This window comes from Spirosoma endophyticum, assembly GCF_900112365.1.
GTDB lineage: Bacteria > Bacteroidota > Bacteroidia > Cytophagales > Spirosomataceae > Spirosoma > Spirosoma endophyticum.
This window is the reverse complement of sequence record NZ_FOLQ01000007.1, coordinates 197,970-216,862: the sequence shown is the minus strand read 5'-3', so window position 1 is coordinate 216,862 and position 18,893 is coordinate 197,970. Positions and strand designations below refer to the sequence as shown.

Genomic DNA, 18,893 nt, shown 5'->3' with positions numbered 1-18,893 from the left:
GTTCAGATTTATTCGCTACGCAGACTTTGCACTGGATTCATTAAGGCGGCTCGGATGGCCTGCGTGCTGACAATCAATCCGGTTAGCATCGTTAACGTACTGACCACTGCCACGAATGGCAACCAGGACAAGTCTGTGCGGTAAGCAAAATGCGCCAGCCAGCCGGTTAATACGTAGTATGCTAATGGACATGCTATCAGGGCGGCAATCAGCAGGATCAGGATAAATTCCTTCATAAACAGATTGACGATAGCGACCGTTGACGACCCAAGCACTTTCCGAATGCCAATTTCTTTGGTTCGGCGGGTTACGTTCAGCGATACCAACCCAAGTACGCCCAGCAGTACAATCACCAACGCCAATGTAGTAGCCAGTCGCGAAGCTTTTTGCAGTTGCACTTCGGTCTGATAAAGTTTCTGGAGCGTATCGTCCATAAACGAATATTCGAAGGGAGCCTCGGGGAACAAGCGCGCCCATTCCTGCCCAATGGCGGCTACGGTTTCGGGCAAACGACTCATGCCAGCCGGGTCGGATTTGAGTTTAAATGAGAAATAGCGATAAATGGGATTCGTTCGAACGGGCAGAATAATCATTGGCTCAATGAGTTTGTGCAACGAGCCAAAATGAAAATCAGCCAGGATACCGCCTATTCGGTACGTTCGATTACTGCCCTGAAATCGAACCAGTTGGTCCATTGCTTTAGCTGGATTGGGCCAACCCAACGCCCGAACCGCCGATTCATTCAACACCACCCGCGTTGAGTCATAACTTCCGCCGTTGGCATGGAAAAACTGACCTTCCCGTAAATGGAGTCCGTAGGTTTGGGCAAACCGTTCATCGGTGGTTAGCACCGTAACAACAGCCGCGCTGCTGCTATCACGCCCTTGCCGAAAAAGTTGACCATTGCCACTGCTTCGTCCATCGGGAATTTCAAACGAAAAACTCACGTCGCTAATACCCGGAATGCGCGCCAGTTGATCCCGTATGCCTTCCATACGATGTACACCCGCAGGCGACCAATCGCGTGGCACCGAGGCAACCGACAGCATAGCTTCTTTTTGGTATCCTAAATCTTTACTGAAGAAGTACGCTACCTGTCGCCCGATCACTAACGCACCAATGAAAACGCAGATGGCGACGGTGAACTGAAACACAACTAGGGCTCGGCGCAATCCGATACCTTTTTGCACGGAAGCAACCAGTTTCCCTTTCAAGGATTCGACCGATGGCAAACTTGATAACACAAAAGCCGGATAACTACCGGCCAATACACCAATCAACAACATAAGACCCACCAATCCCACCAATGCCATTAGTGACCAGTCGATTATGGACGGTATGGATCTACCTAACAGGCTGGCAAACAAGGGCCGAAAGAGCTCGTGAAATCCCAACGCCAGCAACGTAGCACCGAAAGTCAGCAGTAACGCTTCGGCCAGAAACTGTCCGACAAGTTGTTTTTTTAACCCGCCCAGCACCTTCCGAACACCAATTTCCCGAAGGCGCGTCGCCGACATGCCAATGGTGATATTAACGAAGTTGACTACCGCCATCAGCAGGATAAATACCGCAATAATGGTCAGCGTAAATACCATCTTTTCGACCAGACCATTGTTGCCTTTCAGGTAATACGTCTCCAGCGGACTGAGGTAGACTTGCAAATTCTGCTTAAAACCCGACGGGGCATAGGTAGCCAGACATTGCGCCATCGGCCTGGTTAATTTATCGGCCGTTACACCCGGTTGTAGCTCCAGATAGGTTGGAATGTACTGATTCTGCCAGGAACGCATAGCCGTTTCGGCCATGAAATAGCTAATATTTCGCATGGGAATAAACACCACATCTGGCGTCGGTGTCAGGTTGGTAACGCTATTCTTCGGCAAGTTCCGCAGGACGCCCGTAACCGTGAATACCTGTTTGCCACCCGCCGGTGTCTGTATAGTCAGTTGCTGGCGAAGGGCATCCGTTTTACCAAAATACTTTTGGGCAATGGCTTCTGTAATAACAATGGAATTGGGTTCGAGAAGTGCTCGTTGAGGATCACCGAACACCATCGGGAAACCAAACATTGATAGCAGCGTGGAATCACCAACCTGAATCGACTCCCGAAAACGGTTCTCCCCATTCGATACGTTAGCCGAAACGCCATAATAACGATAGTAATTGGCCACCAGCGCCGGATATAACTGCCTGAGCGTTGGGCCCATGGGTGCCAGTGTTGTAAAATCCATACCCATACTTGACTCCTTCCAGCGACTCTGTACCAGGTACTGCTGACCAGGATTTCGAAGGTTTCGATTAACACGCAATTCACCCTGAACATAATTACCAATGAGCAGCAAAAACGTAATGCCAACCGTAAGACCAAGCAGCGTTACGAAGGCGTAGAATCGTCGCAGAAGCAGGTTACGAAGAGCTATTTTAATGTAATTCTGGAGCATAAGACAAACGATTTATATACCTATTTTTCAATACGTGAAGGTATCGACTGTTTGCCTTTCTCGCTGATTACTAGACCGTTAAAAAATGTTAAGGTTTTGTAGAAACGCCTATTTGCGTCTCTACGTCAAAACTGATTTTTCAACGCCAGCGTGGGATAAACCTGCAGCTGATTGGCATCCGTCAGTACGTGGTAAAACAGATTAATCCGGGAGCCAATGGAAACCGCTTTTGTAAGCTTGACCCAGCATTGAGGATCGCCGAAAAAGGCTACTTTTTTGCCACTCATCTCTTTCGTAAAATCATTTCCCTGGTTTCGGTTTTCACTCCACGCTACCAAACTTCCCGCAACCATAATCCGGTAATTGAAGAACCCCCGTCCGAAGTAAAACGTAAGCTGTGGATCGTGGCTCGGCTTCGGGAAAGCGCTGTACCGATACACGATACTCGTGCTAAACCAGGCACCCCGCCATTGAAACGGATAAGCCGCGCCAACTCCAACCGTATTGGTGAGGTAATAGCCGTAAGCCGGTGGGGCCACTCCCAGGCCGCCACTGTAGGTTAGCGCCAGCTGAATTTTAGGCCGCCAGTATCGTAGATTCTTGGAAACCTGCACAAAAATCTGACCGACATTGTTATTTTCGCCTGTGAAGTCGGTTTGCGTTTTCAACAAGAAAGAGCCGGTCGAATCATTTCCCTTGAAATACTCGAACGTCAGCGACGCAAAATTTCGTCGATTGAGCGTCGCGTTTATCGAATGCCTGAAATCATAGTGAAGCTGGAGTTGCTGGGCCTGGCCAGACAGGGACGTAACGCAAAAAATAAGTAGCAAGGTATTTTTCATGTGGGACGTTTTTTTCGGTAAAGCTTCGTCGCCATAGAAAAAAACAGCGGAATTCGGGCGGAAACGTCACGGAATTCATAATTCCGACGTGGTATCCATAGGCTAAAGCCTGTGATTTAACATACATACATGGGTTGAAGCCCGTGGATACAGATGGATGATTTCGACCGGCGGGCATTTGCCGATCTATTCAAGGCGGTGGTCATCAAATGTTTCGGCCATCCGCTAAGCGAACCGCTTTCTGAGCCGGAGAGCAAACACCTGAGCAACGAAATCGAGGAACGTACCGGGCTTGTTATTGGCTGGAAAAGTGTGAAAAACTATGCGGCTTATGTGCTAAATCCTGCATCCAGTAAGCAGGAAAATCCGTCGATAGCGACGCTCGACACGTTGGCACGCTACGTTCTCGATGCCCCTGCTACGTCCGAAGTGGAGCGCAAAAAAGTGGATGAGCATTTTCCGTACTGGTTCCGCTATCGCGAACAGGTTGGCCCGTTACCTAAGCCGGACGTCCGCCAAAACAACCAGACACAGAGCCGTTTAAGGGTAATCAGTGCGGGACTCGTAGTAGCGGGGTTAATTGGCTTATTTTTGTTTTTCCGCCAGTCGGATTTAGCGCAACTACAGGAAGATTTCCATACTACCGACGAATCGTACCTGAAACAGAATGGGTGGTTTCTTCAGGACAAAAATGCCCAGTTCTGGAACCGCCGGGCCGAGAAGTCAAATCGCCTGACGCTCTTTACGCTCAAAGGAGACAATTGGCCTAAAACCGGCGAAGCACCACGTGTACAGAATTTGCTGCTGAAAGAAATCCAGGATGATTGTTTCTATACGGAAATTCATTTTAATGATTTTGTACCCGATAGTAACTGGCAGCAGGCGGGTCTTTTGTTACTGGAAGACACGCTTTTCACGGGCAAAAGCATTCGTTTATCGCTCTCCTACAACAATTACTTTGGCGGCTACGTCAAACCCGGCGAAATTCTCATTCAGGCCATCGCAGCCTATGGCAAAGGGCACGCCAATCTGGAAGAGTTTGTGCACCAGCCGCTTTTCCAGTTAGCCAACGCCAATGACCAACGTATTGCCAGGACGAACCTTAAAAACTTTGCCTTCAGGATCGAGAAGCAAGGGCAGAAATTCCGGTTTTTATATTCGGCCAGTCCCGTCGACAATTTCTCATTCAAGGAAGTTACGACCCACGAATTTGGCATGACGCCAAAATACATCGGCCTGTTTGCCCTGAAGGGCTTTGTCGACACAACGACTGCCATGCCGGTTACGGTACGCTATTTTCGACTGGATGGACAACGGTGTGAGTAGCAGCACCACGCTATTCGGAACGTAGTGATTTGACCGGATTCATCAACGCAGCTCGGATACTTTGGAAACTTACGGTGAGTAACGCAATGCCAATGGCCAGCAGGCCCGCCAAGGCGAAAACCCACCAGTCGATTGTGATCTTGTAGGCAAAGTCCTGCAACCAGCTATTCATGGCCCACCACGCCAGTGGGCTGGCGATAAGAATGGCAATGAAAACCAGTTTCAGGAAGTCTTTAGCCAGCAACGTAATGATGCTGGCGACACTCGCCCCTAATACCTTACGAACGCCAATTTCTTTGGTACGTTGTGCCGTGGCATACGCCGATAATCCAAATAAACCCAGGCAGGCCAGGAAGATCGATAGACATGCAAAAACGCTGAAAATCTGACCCGTACGTGTTTCGGCAGCGTAGAGTTTGTTAAATTCCTCATCCATGAATTCATAGGCAAATGGGCGATCTGGTATAATTGTCCGCCATTTGCTTTCCAAAAACTGAAGCGTGTTTGGCAATTGACTACCCGATAGCTTCACCAATAGAATTTCGCCACCCATTTCCGGAAAGAGAAGAAGCGGTCCAATTTTCTGTTTCATGGACGCAAAATGAAAATCGGCCACGACAGCCTTGATTTCACCTTTTCGGCCATTCATGTCAATTTTCTGACCGATAGCTTGCTCTGGTGTCCAGCCAAGTTCTTTTACCGCCGATTCATTCGGGATAAAATGGTAATAATTCAGGCTGTCGCCGTCTGGAACGCTGGCCTGCTCGACGTCCGTTTGGGTCAGGTCGCGGCCTGCTAGTATATGCAGTCCGACGGCTTTAATGAAATCCTCATCGATCTGTAATCCCGCAACCATCTTATACGCCCCATCCGGCATATTGGCCCGGCGCATACCATAGCCACCGTTGATAAATACGGGTGATTCTGAGGCTAATGAAACCTGTTGCACATCGGCATTCTGACGGAATTCACTTTTTATCGACCGTATTTTTGCAAGGACCTGCTTATCGACAGGCAGCAACAGTACGTGGTCTTTAGTATAACCCAGTTTTTTTTGCTGGATATACGACAACTGATTCCGAACCAGCAACGTACTGGTAATGAGGAAAGCCGTGATGGCGAACTGAAACACGATCAATCCCTTGCGAAACTGACCGGCTCCAACGGTTTTCAACTGGCCTTTCAAAACCCGAATGGGTTGAAACCGCGCCAGGACCAATGCCGGATAGCTTCCTGCTATCAAACTCACCACGGCGCCAACGCCAAGTAGCAATAGCAGATTGCCGGGCCTGAGCCAGACATCAAACGAAAATTGCCGGTCCGACAACGTATTGAACAAAGGCAGCATGAGACCAGCCAGCAACAAGGCAAGTGGTAAGGCAACTGACGTAACGATTACCGATTCGCCAATGAACTGCCCAAATAACTGCCCCTGCATGGCACCCATCACCTTCCGTACCCCTACTTCCTGCGCCCGCTCCACGGCGCGGGCCGTGGCCAGATTAACGTAGTTAACGCAGGCTATCACCAGAATCAGGAGCGCAATCGACCCAAAAATATAGATATACATCAGGTCTCCGTTTGGCTCAAACATACCTTCAACGTTAGAATGCAGATGCACTTGACGGAGCGGTTCGAGGTTGTAAGTCAGATAACTTCCCGCCGACATTTCATCCTTACCGAACTGCGTTTTCATGAAGCCCGGAATCTTCGCCTGTAACGGAGCGATGGCCCCAGGAGAACGTAGTAGCAAATACGTAGCGTAGTTAGATGAATACCATTCTTCTGTTTTGGCCGCGGGGAGGGTCGCAAAGGACGCCAGCAGATCATACTTGATCTGCGAATTAGCCGGACAATCACCAACGACACCCGTTACTGCATAATCCCGAAAGGAGCCGCCCGTATTGATACGTAGCGTTTTCCCAACCGGGTTTACAGCGCCAAAATATTTCTGTGCTGTCGTTTCGGATAATACCACTACGTTCGGACCAACTAAAGCCGTTTGCGGATTACCCTTGAGCAACGGAAATGAAAACAGAGTAAAGAAAGCAGAATCGGCAAACACAAGTCGCTTTTCGCTGAATTGCCGATCACCGTTGAGCACAACAGCCTCCCGATTGATCATCCGAACGCCCGATTCGATCTCCGGAAAGTGCCGACCGAATTCTGGAGCCACTTTAGTACCCGTCTCGGGTATTTTAGCCACACGCCCTTCCATGCTGTACTCCATCGTTACCCGCACAAGGCGATCAGCTTTCTGCTGGAAATCATCGTAGCTCAGTTCATGCGAAATGTACATGAACAGCAACAGACACGAAGCCAGCCCGACAGCCAGCCCGGTTACATTAATGCCAGAGAAAACCTTGTTTCTCCACAGATTGCGAACGGCGATTTTGAGATAGTTACGTAGCATAGGGGATTGGTTAATGTAGAGACGCAACCGCACCGGCGGCCCGGCCTTTGCGTCTCTACTCAGACCTTAATGATTTTACGGGATTCATCAGAGCGGCTTTAATGCTTTGAAAACTGACTGTCAATACGGCAATGCCAATCGCCAGCAACCCTGCCACCGCAAACACCCACCATTCGATGTCGATGCGATACGCAAAATCCTGTAACCATCGGTCCATCGCATACCAGGCAATGGGTGAGGCAATCAGAATCGCCATAAAAACCAATTTAAGAAAGTCTTTGGAGAGTAGAGCCACCAAACCCGGTATTGAGGCTCCCAACGTTTTCCGAATACCAATTTCCTTCGTTCGCAGCCGGATAACATACATGGCCAGACCCAGCAAACCCATGCAGGCAATGAAGATCGCCAGCAAGGCAAACACCCCGAAAATCCGTTGAGCTACCTGCTCCGACTGGTATAAAGCACCCCAGTCGGCCGCTAGATACGAATAATGAAAGGGCTGATCGGGCAGGTAGTGCTTCCACACCCGTTCAATCTGGCTTACGACAGCACCAGGCTCGTCGGCTCGCACGCGTATAGCAATCTCGTTATTAACCCGGCGGAAAAGCCGGTCATTTAGCACAAACAGGGGGCTGATACGCTGGTGCAATGAACCAAAGTGAAAATTACGAACGATACCAACAACGGTGTAGGTGACGGGTGTTCCTCCGCGTTGCGCCAGATTATCGGGACTGGTAATCTGTTTACCGATGGGGTCTGGCAGACCGATTTGCCGGGCTGCTTCTTCGTTCAGAATAACCGACAGCGAGTCATCAAACTGACGGCTGAAAGGCCGACCAGCGGCCATGTTCATACGTAGTGTTTGCAGGTATTGGTCGTCGACGACGCAACCCTTCCCTGTAACCGTTTCATTCTCGCCGTTTTTGCGAAACGTAATCCCAAAAAATCCTTCTTCACCGGGGGTGCTGCTCGTACCGCCTACACTCGCCACCCCAGCCAGTTTCGCTACTTCCTGCTTGAAAGCTTCGGTGTTTTTATCCAGAAAACCGGCTCCTTTTAGTTTAACCACCGACTCCTTTGTGAAGCCCAGTTCTTTCTGCTGAATAAAATTCAGTTGGCTGAATACAACAATGGTACTAACAATCAGCAACACAGATATAGTAAACTGAAAGACGACCAGCCCATTACGTAGCAAATGCCCCTGACGGGTCGACGAAAACTTACCCTTCAGGACCTTGATCGGTTCGAAGGCGGATAGCACGCCCGCCGGATAGCTCCCGGCCAACAGACCAACCAGCACCGCTCCGCCCAGGAGCAAAGGCAAGGTTTCCCAACGTACCAGCGACAACAACGTAAGGGATTTGCCCGCCAATGTATTGAAGGGGGTAAGCAGGCTGGCGACCAACACCAGCGCTACGACTAAACTGAACAAACTTAACAACACCGACTCGGTCAGAAACTGAGCGGCCAGCTGGTTGGTTGTTGAGCCCAGCGATTTACGAATCCCCACTTCCTTTGCCCGCTCCGACGAACGGGCCGTGGCCAGGTTCATGAAGTTGATGCAGGCAATCAGCAAGACGAATGCTGCGATAATTGAGAAAACGGACACCAGGGACCGACTGCCATTCGTCAAATGCTCCGCTTCGAGATGCGAGTCGAGGTGAATGCTGCGGAGAGGTTGCAGAAAATAGAAATACCCGTTTCCGGCTTTTACATAATTACGGTAGGAAACGCCAAAACTGCGTTCTACTTCGCCCGCTGCATATTTTTCAACAACGGCCGGTAATTTCGTTTCAACGGTTTCGGGTTGTGTGTTAGGACGTAGCAACAGATAGGTGTGTGCTGCGAAGCTAATGTGATTGACTTGTTCAGCTTCCTCAAAACCGCGCGTGGACGACAGGAAATTAAACGTAAAATGAGCATTGGCTGGGGCATCCGCACAGATACCCGTTATTTCTAATTTTGGTCCCTGTACAATCTCCAGTACTTTTCCGATGGGATTAGCCTGGCCAAACAAACGTCGGGCGGTGCTTTCGGTCAGGACAACGGTATTTGGTCGACTGAGCACCCGATTGGGCTGACCTCGCAAAAGTGGCGTCTGGAATACCTGAAAAAAGGTTGAATCGACCGCCAGAAAGCCTTTCTCTTCAACGGTGTGCCCATCTAATTTGAACAGCGTTGGTTCATTGTTACCAAAGTTAAATACGCGCGTGGTCTGCTCTATTTCCGGTATTTCTTTCTTTACCGACTGGGCATAGGATGGCGGAATAATCGCATATTTAGTGCTACGTCCGGGATATCGGCGCTCAAGGGCCATCCGGTAAATTCGTTCCCCATTCGGCCAGTGCTGATCATAACTCAATTCATCGGTAACATACAAAACAATCAGCAGGCAACACGCCATGCCGATGGCCAGACCCGCTACGTTAATGAGCGTGTTCGCCTTATGTTTCGCCAGATTGCGCCGGGCGATTTTGAGGTAGTTTTTTAGCATGGGGCATAGGGGGTGGAGCAAGGTGCATGGAGCGCGGTTTTGCCGTAACGACGGACCGTCCCTGCTCCATGCACCTTGCTCCACGCTATTCAGACCGTAGTGATTTGACGGGATTCATCAACGCAGCTTTAATACTTTGGAAACTCACCGTTAGTAAGGCAATGCCTACGGCCAGCAAACCCGCCAGGGCAAACATCCACCACTCAATATCAATCTTGTAGGCGAAGTCCTTCAACCACTGGTTCATAGCGTACCAGGCCAATGGCGACGCAATCAGAATCGCAATCAGTACCAGTTTCAAAAAGTCTTTTGAAAGCAAACCAATAATGCTACCAACCGACGCGCCCAGTACTTTGCGTACGCCAATTTCCTTGGTACGCTGCTCAGCCATGAAAGCCGCCAGTCCGAACAGTCCCAGACAGGCAATCAGGATGGCGAGTGCGGCAAACGTCAGCGCGATGGTGCCGATACGTTGTTCGGCCCGGTACATCTCATCGAAACTATCGTCCATAAACTGGTAACTGAATGGCTGGCCGGGAGCGATCTGTTTCCACTTAGCTCCAATTTCCTTCATCAGCACGGGCACATTCGCACGGCTGATTCGGAAGGAAGCCGCCCCTGAATTAGCATCAAGCACAAGCGATAAAGCCCCAATGTTGCGACGAAGTGACTCGAAGTGGAAATTTTTGATAACCCCAATGATGGTATACACTTTTTTGGTTTTAAGCTGCGGGTCGTCGGGCCGCCAGATTCGTTTGCCAATTGGCGATCCGGCGTTCCAGTTTTTAAACCCTAAAATCTTCACCGCTGCTTCATTAACCAGTATACCCGACGAATCGGAGCCAAATTCCCGCGAGAAATCACGTCCCTGAACAACCTGCATCCCTAGCGTTTTTACATAATCATAGTCAACACCCCAGTACTGCATACTAATCCCTTTGTTCAGATCGGTCTGTTCTTCAGGAAAGAATGACGTATCACCACGGTTGGAGGGCGTAGGCAAATAGCCTGAAACGCTCCCGCTGATTACGCCAGGCAAACGTAGTACTTCCTGTTTGAACGTTTCGGCCTGTTTACCCAGGGCATATACCCCATTAACCGTCATGACCTGGTCGCGGTTGAAACCCACATTTTTGGTCTGTATGTAAGTGATTTGCCGATACACGATAATCGTTCCCACAATGAGCACTACCGACATCATGAACTGAAAAACGACCAGACCGCTACGTAGTCCAACACTTCTGAAACTGACGTTGATTTTGCCTTTCAACACCGTAATCGGCTGAAAAGATGACAGGAAAAACGCCGGGTAACTACCGGCCAGTAGACCAACGAGTATGGGCAGGGCAATCAGCAGGGGTAGATAATAGGGTGATACAAGCTGAGCCATGCTCATCGTTTTCCCCGAAATGGTGTTGAAACCCGGTAAAGCCACAGAAACAAGGCATACAGCGAGCAACATAGCCAATACCGTTGTCAGGATTGATTCGGTCATAAATTGCCCGATGAGTTGCTTCCGTTCTGAACCCATCACTTTCCGGACGCCAACTTCTTTCGCCCGATTCGCCGAACGGGCGGTGGCCAGATTCATGAAGTTGATGCAGGCAATCAGCAAAATGAACAGAGCTACGGCGGAGAAAATATAGACGTACTGAATGTCGCCGTTTGGTGCCAGCTCAACCTGCTGTTTGGAATGCAAATGAATATCGGTGAGCGGAATCATCCAGAAGGCAATCTGATTCCCAGCCTTCCGAAACTGTTCCATCGACGTACCAACCAACTGCAATGCCTGCGGACCAACATACTTTTCGATGACGGCATCGAAGTTTTTAGAAAAAACAGCAGGGTCTGTCCCCGGTTTAAGCAGGACATAGGTGTGATGATTGTTGCTGAGCCACTGCCCCCAAGGATAGTTATCATTGAGCATGCTCAGGAAGAAGTCACTGCGGAAGTGTGAATTCTGGGGCATATCGCGCATAACGCCCGATACCTTGAAGGTCTTGTTATTGTCGAACAACATTGGCTTGCCCATTGGATTCTGGCTACCAAAGTGCCGCTTAGCCGCCGACTCGCTGATAACCACCGTATTGGGCTCAGCTAATGCCCGCCGGGGATCACCCGACACGAGTGGCAATGTGAATACATCGAACAGCGTTGAGTCGGCGAAGGTGATGTTGTCTTCACGCAGATTAGTTGGTTCACCAACCCGCTTCACCGACCACGTTCCGCGTTGGTGAAGGCGCACAAACTGCTCAACTTGTGGATAATCTTTTTTAAGCGTCGGGCCTATTGGATCAGGCGAAACGGCAAAGTGCATATCATTCCCACCGAACTTAATGTCAGCCTGAATGCGGTAGATCCGGTCGGCTTTGGTGTTGTAACGGTCGTAGCTCAGCTCATCCAGCACGTAGAGCATAATGAGCATACAGCAAGCCAGCCCAACCGCTAACCCAACGATGTTGATGAATGTAAAACCCTGTTGCTTACGAAGGGTCCGCCAGGCGATTTTGAGGTAGTTTACGAGCATAGAGGTACGGGCATGGGGATAAGGGTGTGGGGTGGTCCGCCCTCTGCCCTTTGCAATTTATTCCGAACGTAGCGATGGGTTAAGCTTTGGCCATAAAGCAAACGGCAAGAACTAGTCCCATCAGCAATACCTTCATAAAGATGCTAAGAAAAGTAAGTTGAGCTTTCATGATTCAAGTAGTAAATGTTGGTAAAAGAGGAAGTTCTACTGATTTCTCTACCACGATCATGCCATTTATACAAATCATTAATTTTCAGTACGTTATTAAACTAAACAACAAAAAAATGTCCACTATCGGACAGATTTTGTTCGACAGTGGACAGAGGGGGCAGGGAGCCTAGGGTACGGAGTGAAAACCATGCCCCAGGCTTCTTGCTCCGCGCTATTCAGACCGTAGTGATTTGACGGGATTCATCAGAGCCGCCCGAATGCTTTGGAAACTTACGGTAGCGAGGGCGATTATAATAGCCAGCATACCGGCCAGCGCAAACACCCACCACTCGATGTCAATTTTGTAGGCAAAGTCGGCGAGCCATTTATCCATCGCCCACCACGCAATCGGACTGGCAATCAGAATGGCGACCAATACCAGTTTCAAAAAGTCTTTGGAAAGCATCGCAACGATGCTGGGAATACTGGCCCCCAGCACTTTACGAACGCCAATTTCTTTGGTACGTTGCTGAATCGAGATCAGGGCAATGGAAAACAAACCCATACACGACAGCATAATAGCAACGGCCGCAGCCGACGAAAAAATGGTGGACAACCGCTGTTCTTTTCTATACCAGCGCTCGGTATTTTCATCCAGAAACGAACCAATAAACTCCTGTTTAGGCGCAATCGATTTCCAGGCAGCTTTGATCATTTCCATAGCCCCCGTCAGGTTCTGCGGATTCACCCGAATCAGCACGTAGCTGATCGGGAAGTTTGACTGCATTTGTAACGCGATGGGCTGGGCTTCCTGATGCAGCGAGTATAGATTAAAGTCCGACACGACGCCAACAATCTGAAACTGTTTATCGTCGGGTTTAATGAACTTACCCACGGGATTAGCCTCGCCCAGCTTTTTCGCCATACTTTGCGTAATCAGAATGTTCGTGCTCGAATCGGTGCCAAAATCGGCGCTGAAATCACGGCCCTGTAACAACCTGATACCCATTGTTTTCAGGTAATCAGTGTCTACCCGAAGCCAGTCGCAGGTGATGTCTCGTTTACCATAAAGGAAACCGAACATCATTCGCGACGAGCTATTATCTAAACCTGCGCCGATGTTAACGCCCGAACCTGATATGGCAGCAATGTTGGGTTGATTGGCCAATCTGTCGCGCATGGCCTTCAGCGCTACGTCCCCCTTAAGTGCGGTACCTACCGGAATGCTGATCACCTGCTCTTTATCCAGGCCCATTGGTTTCTGTTGAAGGTAAGTAATCTGCTGGCGCACGATCAGGGTACAAACGATGAGCAGGCAGGCAATGGCAAATTGGGTCACAATGAGCGAATTACGCAGCAAACCCGGTCGGCTCATTTTGACATTTCCTTTCAACACTTCCACCGCGTTGAAGCGTGTCACGAACCAGGATGGATAACCTCCGGCTATCAACGTGATGAGCAAAAATCCCAGACCTGTCACCAGCAGAACGCCTGGTTTCAGAAAGTCATCTACTATCAGGTGGCTTCGAAACAGGCGATTAAATGTAGGTAGAACCCAATAGGCCAGTCCCAGGCCAACCAGGAGTGCGCCGAGGCAAAGCAACAGCGTTTCGCCCCAAATTTGACCAAACAATTGGACCCGCTGTGCGCCCAGCGACTTCCGAACGCCTACTTCTCGCGCCCGGGAAAGCGATTGCGCAATGGTCAGGTTAATAAAATTGATGCAGGCAATGGCCAGAATGAATAAGCCAATCAGCATCAGCGTGTAGATGTAGGTCCGACTAATGGCTTCACCGTGCATCGTTTCTGTGTCGAAATGCACTTCCCGCATCGGTGCCAGCAGTAGACTTTTCTGGAAGCCCAGGTTATTATTGGGATAGCCTAGCCCTCTGTGATCTTTTATCTCCTGGGCAAAATATTTTTCCATAAAAGGCTGCATTCGCCGTTGCAGCGCCTGTGGATCAGTTCCTGGCTTTAGCTTAACATATACATCATGGTTGCCAAAATCCCATCGATTTTTACTGGTCTGGTACTCCACGGCATTCTCACTACGTATCAGCGCATCAAAATCGAACGTAGAATTAGCCGGTGCATTGCTAATAACGCCCGACACGGTGAATGCCTGCCACGTATCGTTCATACGAAGCTGAAGCGGTTTACCCATCGGATCTTCCTTTCCGAAAATGTCGCTGGCCATTTTTTCACTGATGACAATGTCACTCAGGTTATTCATGGCGCTTCGCGGATTGCCTTTCCGGAGCGGAAACGTAAACATGTGCAGAAAATCGGGATCGACCATCCTGACATCCTTTCCGTATATCTGGTTATTTCGCCGAACACTCGATCCCCTGCTGAAATAGCGCGATACGCCTTCTAGTTCCGGGAATTCTGCTTTTAGTGCGGGCGAAATGGGAAAAGGCATCGTACCACTTTTGTCAGGCGTGCCATCGCGATTAGATGAGAGGAAGTTCAGCCGGAAGATCCGGTCAGCGTCCGTATGGAATTTATCATACGACAGCTCGAACGTAGCGGTCAGAAACAGCAGCACACACGTACCAAACGCCACCGACAATCCGACGATGTTAATCAGGAAATGCGTACGGTTTTTCCAGAGGGTGCGGAAGGCGATTTTGAGGTAATTGCGGAACATTAACTTTTATGATATGTTTGTTAAAACCCTATATGTATGTACTTTCCTTCGACAAATCCACTATCACTTGTCCATGAAGGTTTAGGCGTTTGGGCACCTATTGATCATCAACGAATTATTGCCAAGTTGACTGTCGGCCTGGGCATTCTTTACTATCACGAGAAAAAGATTCGGCTAGAACCATTGCCTGACGATTCTAAGGTTAGTCCTGTTCCTGACTTATCGCTGATCAATAACGATTCCGATGAAACGCCAGTCATTATTGAAGTTTGTAAGACAAAAGGCCAAAAAGATGACATACAAAAAGTTATTCAATTGGTTGACAACGACCTGTATGGTATCCGTGAAGGCTTTATTTATAATTACAAAACCGAGCAATGGTACCGCTATCGCTTTGGTGATGGTGGGCTGACAACCGAATCGTCATTTTCCGAAATCCTGAACCTCGACCTGAATACGTTTCTTTTGTAGAAACGCAATGGCCGGGCCGCCGGTGCGGTTGCATCTCTACTCGGCCTTCAAACTCGTTACCGGATTCGTCAAGGCGGCTTTAATACTCTGGTAACTCACTGTCAGGAAAGCGATGACGACCGCCGTCACACCCGCTACGCCGAATATCCACCAGGTCAGTTCTGTCTGGTAGGCGAACGTATCCAGCCACTTGCTCAAGGCCCACCATGCCAGGGGCGAAGCCAGCACCAAGGCAATCAGAACCAGTTTCAGGAAATCTTTCGAGAGCAGACCAACAATATTTGGCACACTGGCCCCCAGCACTTTGCGTACCCCAATCTCTTTAGTCCGTTGCTCGGCGGTGAAGGCGGCAAGGGCAAATAAACCCAGACACGAAATCACAATAGCCAATAGCCCGAAGTAGTTGACGAGCGTATTTACCTGCTGTTCACTACGGTACAGGCTTTCGTACTCTTCATCAATAAAGTGGTAATTGAACGGATAATTCGGGTTAAACTCCTTAGTGATACGTTCCAGATCAGCGATGGCCTGCTGTGCCTGACCCGCACGGGTTTTCACAAGTAAATAGCTCGTATTGGACGCATTGAACGTCAGAACCAGGGGCGTAATGGCCTGATGCAATGAGTTTAGGTGAAAGTCCTTCATCAACCCAACAACCCGACCTTTGCCACTCCAGAACTGAATTTCTTTACCAACCGGATCTTTCATGCCCATCAGCTTCGCTGTAGCCTCGTTGATCAAATAACTCGATGAATCGGCTGGGCTGTCTACCTGAAAATCGCGACCGCCCAGCAGTTTGATGTTCATCGTTTTGATAAACCCTCCGCCCACGGCCATGGCCGATACAGTGGTTTGCAACGCAGGATCTTTACCGGGCCAGTTCAGATCACCCGACGTACTCTGAACATTGATGGGCAGCGACATCGTTGTCGTTGCCGATGCAATTGAGGGAGCCCGCATCACTTCCTGACGGAAGGGTTCTACCTTTTTAGGTTGAGCTATTTCACCCTCCAATGGTATGTAAACCACATTTTCCCGGTCAAGGCCAAGGTTTTTGGTACGTAGGTAATCCATTTGTTTACCCACCGCCAACATGCCCACAATCAGGAAAATAGACAGCGAAAACTGAAATACCACCAACGCCCGGCGGAACAAAGCTGGTCCCGATCCGAATTGCAGCCGGCCTTTGAGAATTTTAATCGGTTGCAGCGACGACAAAAAGAGCGCGGGGTAACTGCCCGACACAACCCCCGTTATCAATACGAGTCCAACAATGATGACCCAGAGAACGGGTTCGCCAAGATTTAGCGTTAACTGTTTCGTGAATACCGTATTAAACGTGGGTAGCACAAGCCAGACAAGGCCAATGGCCAACACAACTGCCAGCAAACTGGTCAGCACCGACTCACTCAAAAACTGACCAACCAGGGAAGAACGCATTGCCCCAACTACTTTCCTGACGCCCACTTCCTTCGCCCGATTCGCCGAACGGGCCGTGGCCAGGTTCATGAAGTTGATGCAGGCAATCAGCAGAATAAATAAAGCAACAATGGAAAAAATCCGAACGTATTCGATGCGTCCACCAACGGATTTACCGTTCTTATATTCGCCGTATAAGTGTAGGTCTGTAATGGGTTGCAACGTTGGCCGACCCGTCTCGAAATTCTTACCGGCAAAGCGCGGATAGATATTTTTCATCGCAGCTTCTGCCTGCTCCGGTGTTGTGTTAGGCTTCAGCCGGACATACGTAGCAAACGAGTTATTCCCCCAGGTTTTCATCCAGTCCTGCTCCTGCACCTTCCAGTTCACGAGCCATTCGAATGGCAGCGAGGAATTAGCCGGTACATCTTCGATAACGGCGCCAACGGTATAGAATTTATCATTGTCGAGTTGCAGCGTTTTACCCAGCGCCGAGCCTATCGGAAAATACTTTTCGGCTAGTTTACGGGTAACAACAATCTTGTTGGGCTGCGCAAGGGCAGCTTTTGGATCACCGTAGACTACAGGCAAATCGAATACGCCAAAGAAATCCGACGTAGCGAAACGGCCTCTTTCCTTCGATGTTTTTTCACCGACCTTAATCAGCATTTCCGGCCCGTAATTGACTTTGGTTACGGCGGCCACTTGCGGAATACTCTGGGCAATGGCTTCTTGCAACGGGCCGGGCGTGACGTAGTTCGTAACAATTTCTCCATTGTACGGAAAGTTGACCCGTACGTAGTGGATACGCTCAGCATCGGGCAGGAACCGATCATAACTAAGTTCGTCCTTCACCCATAAACCAATTAAAAGGCTACACGCCATACCCAGCGCCAGCCCCAATATGTTAATGCCGGAATAGAGCTTATTTTTCAACAAACTCCGAACAGCGATCTTGACGTAATTGCGGAACATAGTTCTATCTTTAGTAGCTTTGGTATACAGCAGAAATCACGAAGCCAAACTTGTATGACAAACTATCCTGACCTTCAACCGCAAAAGTTTATTGTTCATGATGATGGCACCAATGCGCCGATCATACACCAACACACTATTGCTCGATTAACGGCGAAACTGTATCCGTTCTATGAAAAAGGGGCTATTGCATACGAGCCGCTTCCCGAGATGATGGTGGGAGAATATAACAGCCCTGTACCAGACATCATCCTCTACGATTACGACACTGAACAGGCTCAGGTTATCATCGAAGTAGCACACATCAAGGGTTTCAAATCAGACCTGAAGAAAGTAATCGACCTCATTGATGAAGAACTGTACGGTATTCGCGAAGGCTTCGTGTACAACTATAAAACCAATTACTGGCTACGGTACCGTAAAGGCGATGGCGGAGTAGCTACTGAGTCGTCATTCTCTGAGGTACTCCAGCTTGACCTTGGCCCGTTTGTTTAAACGTGGAAGTTCTCGGTGACAACTTTTCCGTCAAACAGATTCACAATACGGTGGGCAAAACCAGCGTCGTACGGTGAGTGCGTTACCATGATGATGGTCGTGCCTTCGTCGTTCAGTTCGCCCAGCAGTTTCATAACCTCTTCGCCGTTTTTCGAATCGAGGTTACCCGTCGGTTCATCGGCCAGAATCAGCTTGGGTTTTGCTACCACCGCCCGCGCAATAGCCGTACGCTGCTGCTGACCACCCGACAGTTGCTGCGGGAAGTGATTACGCCGGTGCATGATGCTCATTCGCTCCAGCGCTTCTTCTACACGCTTTTTGCGCTCATCAGGTGGCGTTTTCAGATAGAGCAGTGGCAACTCGACGTTTTCATAAACCGTCAGTTCGTCAATCAAATTAAAGCTCTGAAACACGAAGCCGATGGAGCCTTTGCGAAGTTGTGCCCGCTGCCGTTCGGTCATTTTGGCAACTTCGGTGCCATAGAAATTATAATCGCCGTCGCTCGGATTGTCCAGCAATCCAAGGATGTTCAACAGCGTGGATTTTCCACAGCCAGATGGGCCCATGATAGCCACGAATTCACCGTCTTTCACATCCATGTTGATGCCATTGAGCGCGGTGGTTTCTACTTCTTCGGTTGCGAAGAGTTTCTGAAGGTTAATTGTTTGGATCATGTTTGTAGGGATGTCT

The 18,893-nt window shown here is 49.4% G+C and carries 11 protein-coding genes; 3 read left to right on the top strand and 8 right to left on the bottom strand.

From position 1 onward, the window contains the following. Nucleotides 1–8: 8 nt before the first annotated feature. Both BM202_RS19195 and BM202_RS19190 read right to left on the bottom strand, forming a co-directional pair. A complete protein-coding gene (locus BM202_RS19195) occupies nt 9–2,441 on the bottom strand; it encodes an ABC transporter permease (protein ID WP_093829064.1) in 2,433 nt (810 codons plus the stop codon). A gap of 125 nt (nt 2,442–2,566) precedes the next feature. Further along, entirely contained in the window at nt 2,567–3,283 is a 717-nt protein-coding gene (locus BM202_RS19190) for a DUF5020 family protein (protein ID WP_093829062.1), read from the bottom strand. 153 nt (nt 3,284–3,436) lie between these two features. Between BM202_RS19190 and BM202_RS19185 the strand changes: the two genes are divergently transcribed. Further along, nucleotides 3,437–4,609, top strand: coding sequence for a hypothetical protein (locus tag BM202_RS19185; RefSeq protein ID WP_093829060.1), 1,173 nt, complete (start codon nt 3,437–3,439; stop codon nt 4,607–4,609). Between the two features lie 10 nt (nt 4,610–4,619). Here the strand turns inward: BM202_RS19185 and BM202_RS19180 are convergent, their stop codons facing one another. The 4 genes from BM202_RS19180 to BM202_RS19165 all read right to left on the bottom strand — a co-directional run bounded on the left by BM202_RS19180 (nt 4,620) and on the right by BM202_RS19165 (nt 14,843). Next, nucleotides 4,620–7,022 carry an ABC transporter permease gene (locus BM202_RS19180; RefSeq protein ID WP_093829058.1) on the bottom strand — a complete coding sequence of 801 codons (2,403 nt, stop codon included), beginning with the start codon at nt 7,020–7,022 and terminating at the stop codon, nt 4,620–4,622. Nucleotides 7,023–7,077: 55 nt separating this feature from the next. Then, entirely contained in the window at nt 7,078–9,516 is a 2,439-nt protein-coding gene (locus tag BM202_RS19175) for an ABC transporter permease (RefSeq protein WP_093829056.1), read from the bottom strand. An 85-nt stretch (nt 9,517–9,601) separates the two neighbouring features. Continuing rightward, nucleotides 9,602–12,043 (bottom strand): ABC transporter permease, encoded by a 2,442-nt coding sequence (locus tag BM202_RS19170; protein WP_093829054.1) that lies wholly within the window; start codon nt 12,041–12,043, stop codon nt 9,602–9,604. A 382-nt stretch (nt 12,044–12,425) separates the two neighbouring features. After that, nucleotides 12,426–14,843: an ABC transporter permease gene (locus BM202_RS19165; RefSeq protein ID WP_093829052.1), complete on the bottom strand. Its 2,418-nt coding sequence runs from the start codon at nt 14,841–14,843 to the stop codon at nt 12,426–12,428. A gap of 36 nt (nt 14,844–14,879) precedes the next feature. Between BM202_RS19165 and BM202_RS19160 the strand changes: the two genes are divergently transcribed. Beyond that, a complete protein-coding gene (locus BM202_RS19160; RefSeq protein ID WP_093829050.1) occupies nt 14,880–15,314 on the top strand; it encodes a PDDEXK family nuclease in 435 nt (144 codons plus the stop codon). 36 nt (nt 15,315–15,350) lie between these two features. On the opposite strand, the gene BM202_RS19155 is transcribed toward BM202_RS19160, so the two are convergent. After that, the gene (locus BM202_RS19155; RefSeq protein ID WP_093829048.1) at nt 15,351–17,708 is read right to left on the bottom strand and encodes an ABC transporter permease; all 2,358 of its coding nucleotides are present in this window, start codon (nt 17,706–17,708) and stop codon (nt 15,351–15,353) included. 54 nt (nt 17,709–17,762) lie between these two features. On the opposite strand from BM202_RS19155, the gene BM202_RS19150 reads away from it, so the two are divergent. Next, entirely contained in the window at nt 17,763–18,203 is a 441-nt protein-coding gene (locus BM202_RS19150) for a hypothetical protein (RefSeq protein ID WP_093829046.1), read from the top strand. Here the strand turns inward: BM202_RS19150 and BM202_RS19145 are convergent. After that, nucleotides 18,200–18,877 carry an ABC transporter ATP-binding protein gene (locus tag BM202_RS19145; protein WP_093829044.1) on the bottom strand — a complete coding sequence of 226 codons (678 nt, stop codon included), beginning with the start codon at nt 18,875–18,877 and terminating at the stop codon, nt 18,200–18,202. The genes BM202_RS19150 and BM202_RS19145 overlap by 4 nt on opposite strands. Nucleotides 18,878–18,893: the final 16 nt, after the last annotated feature.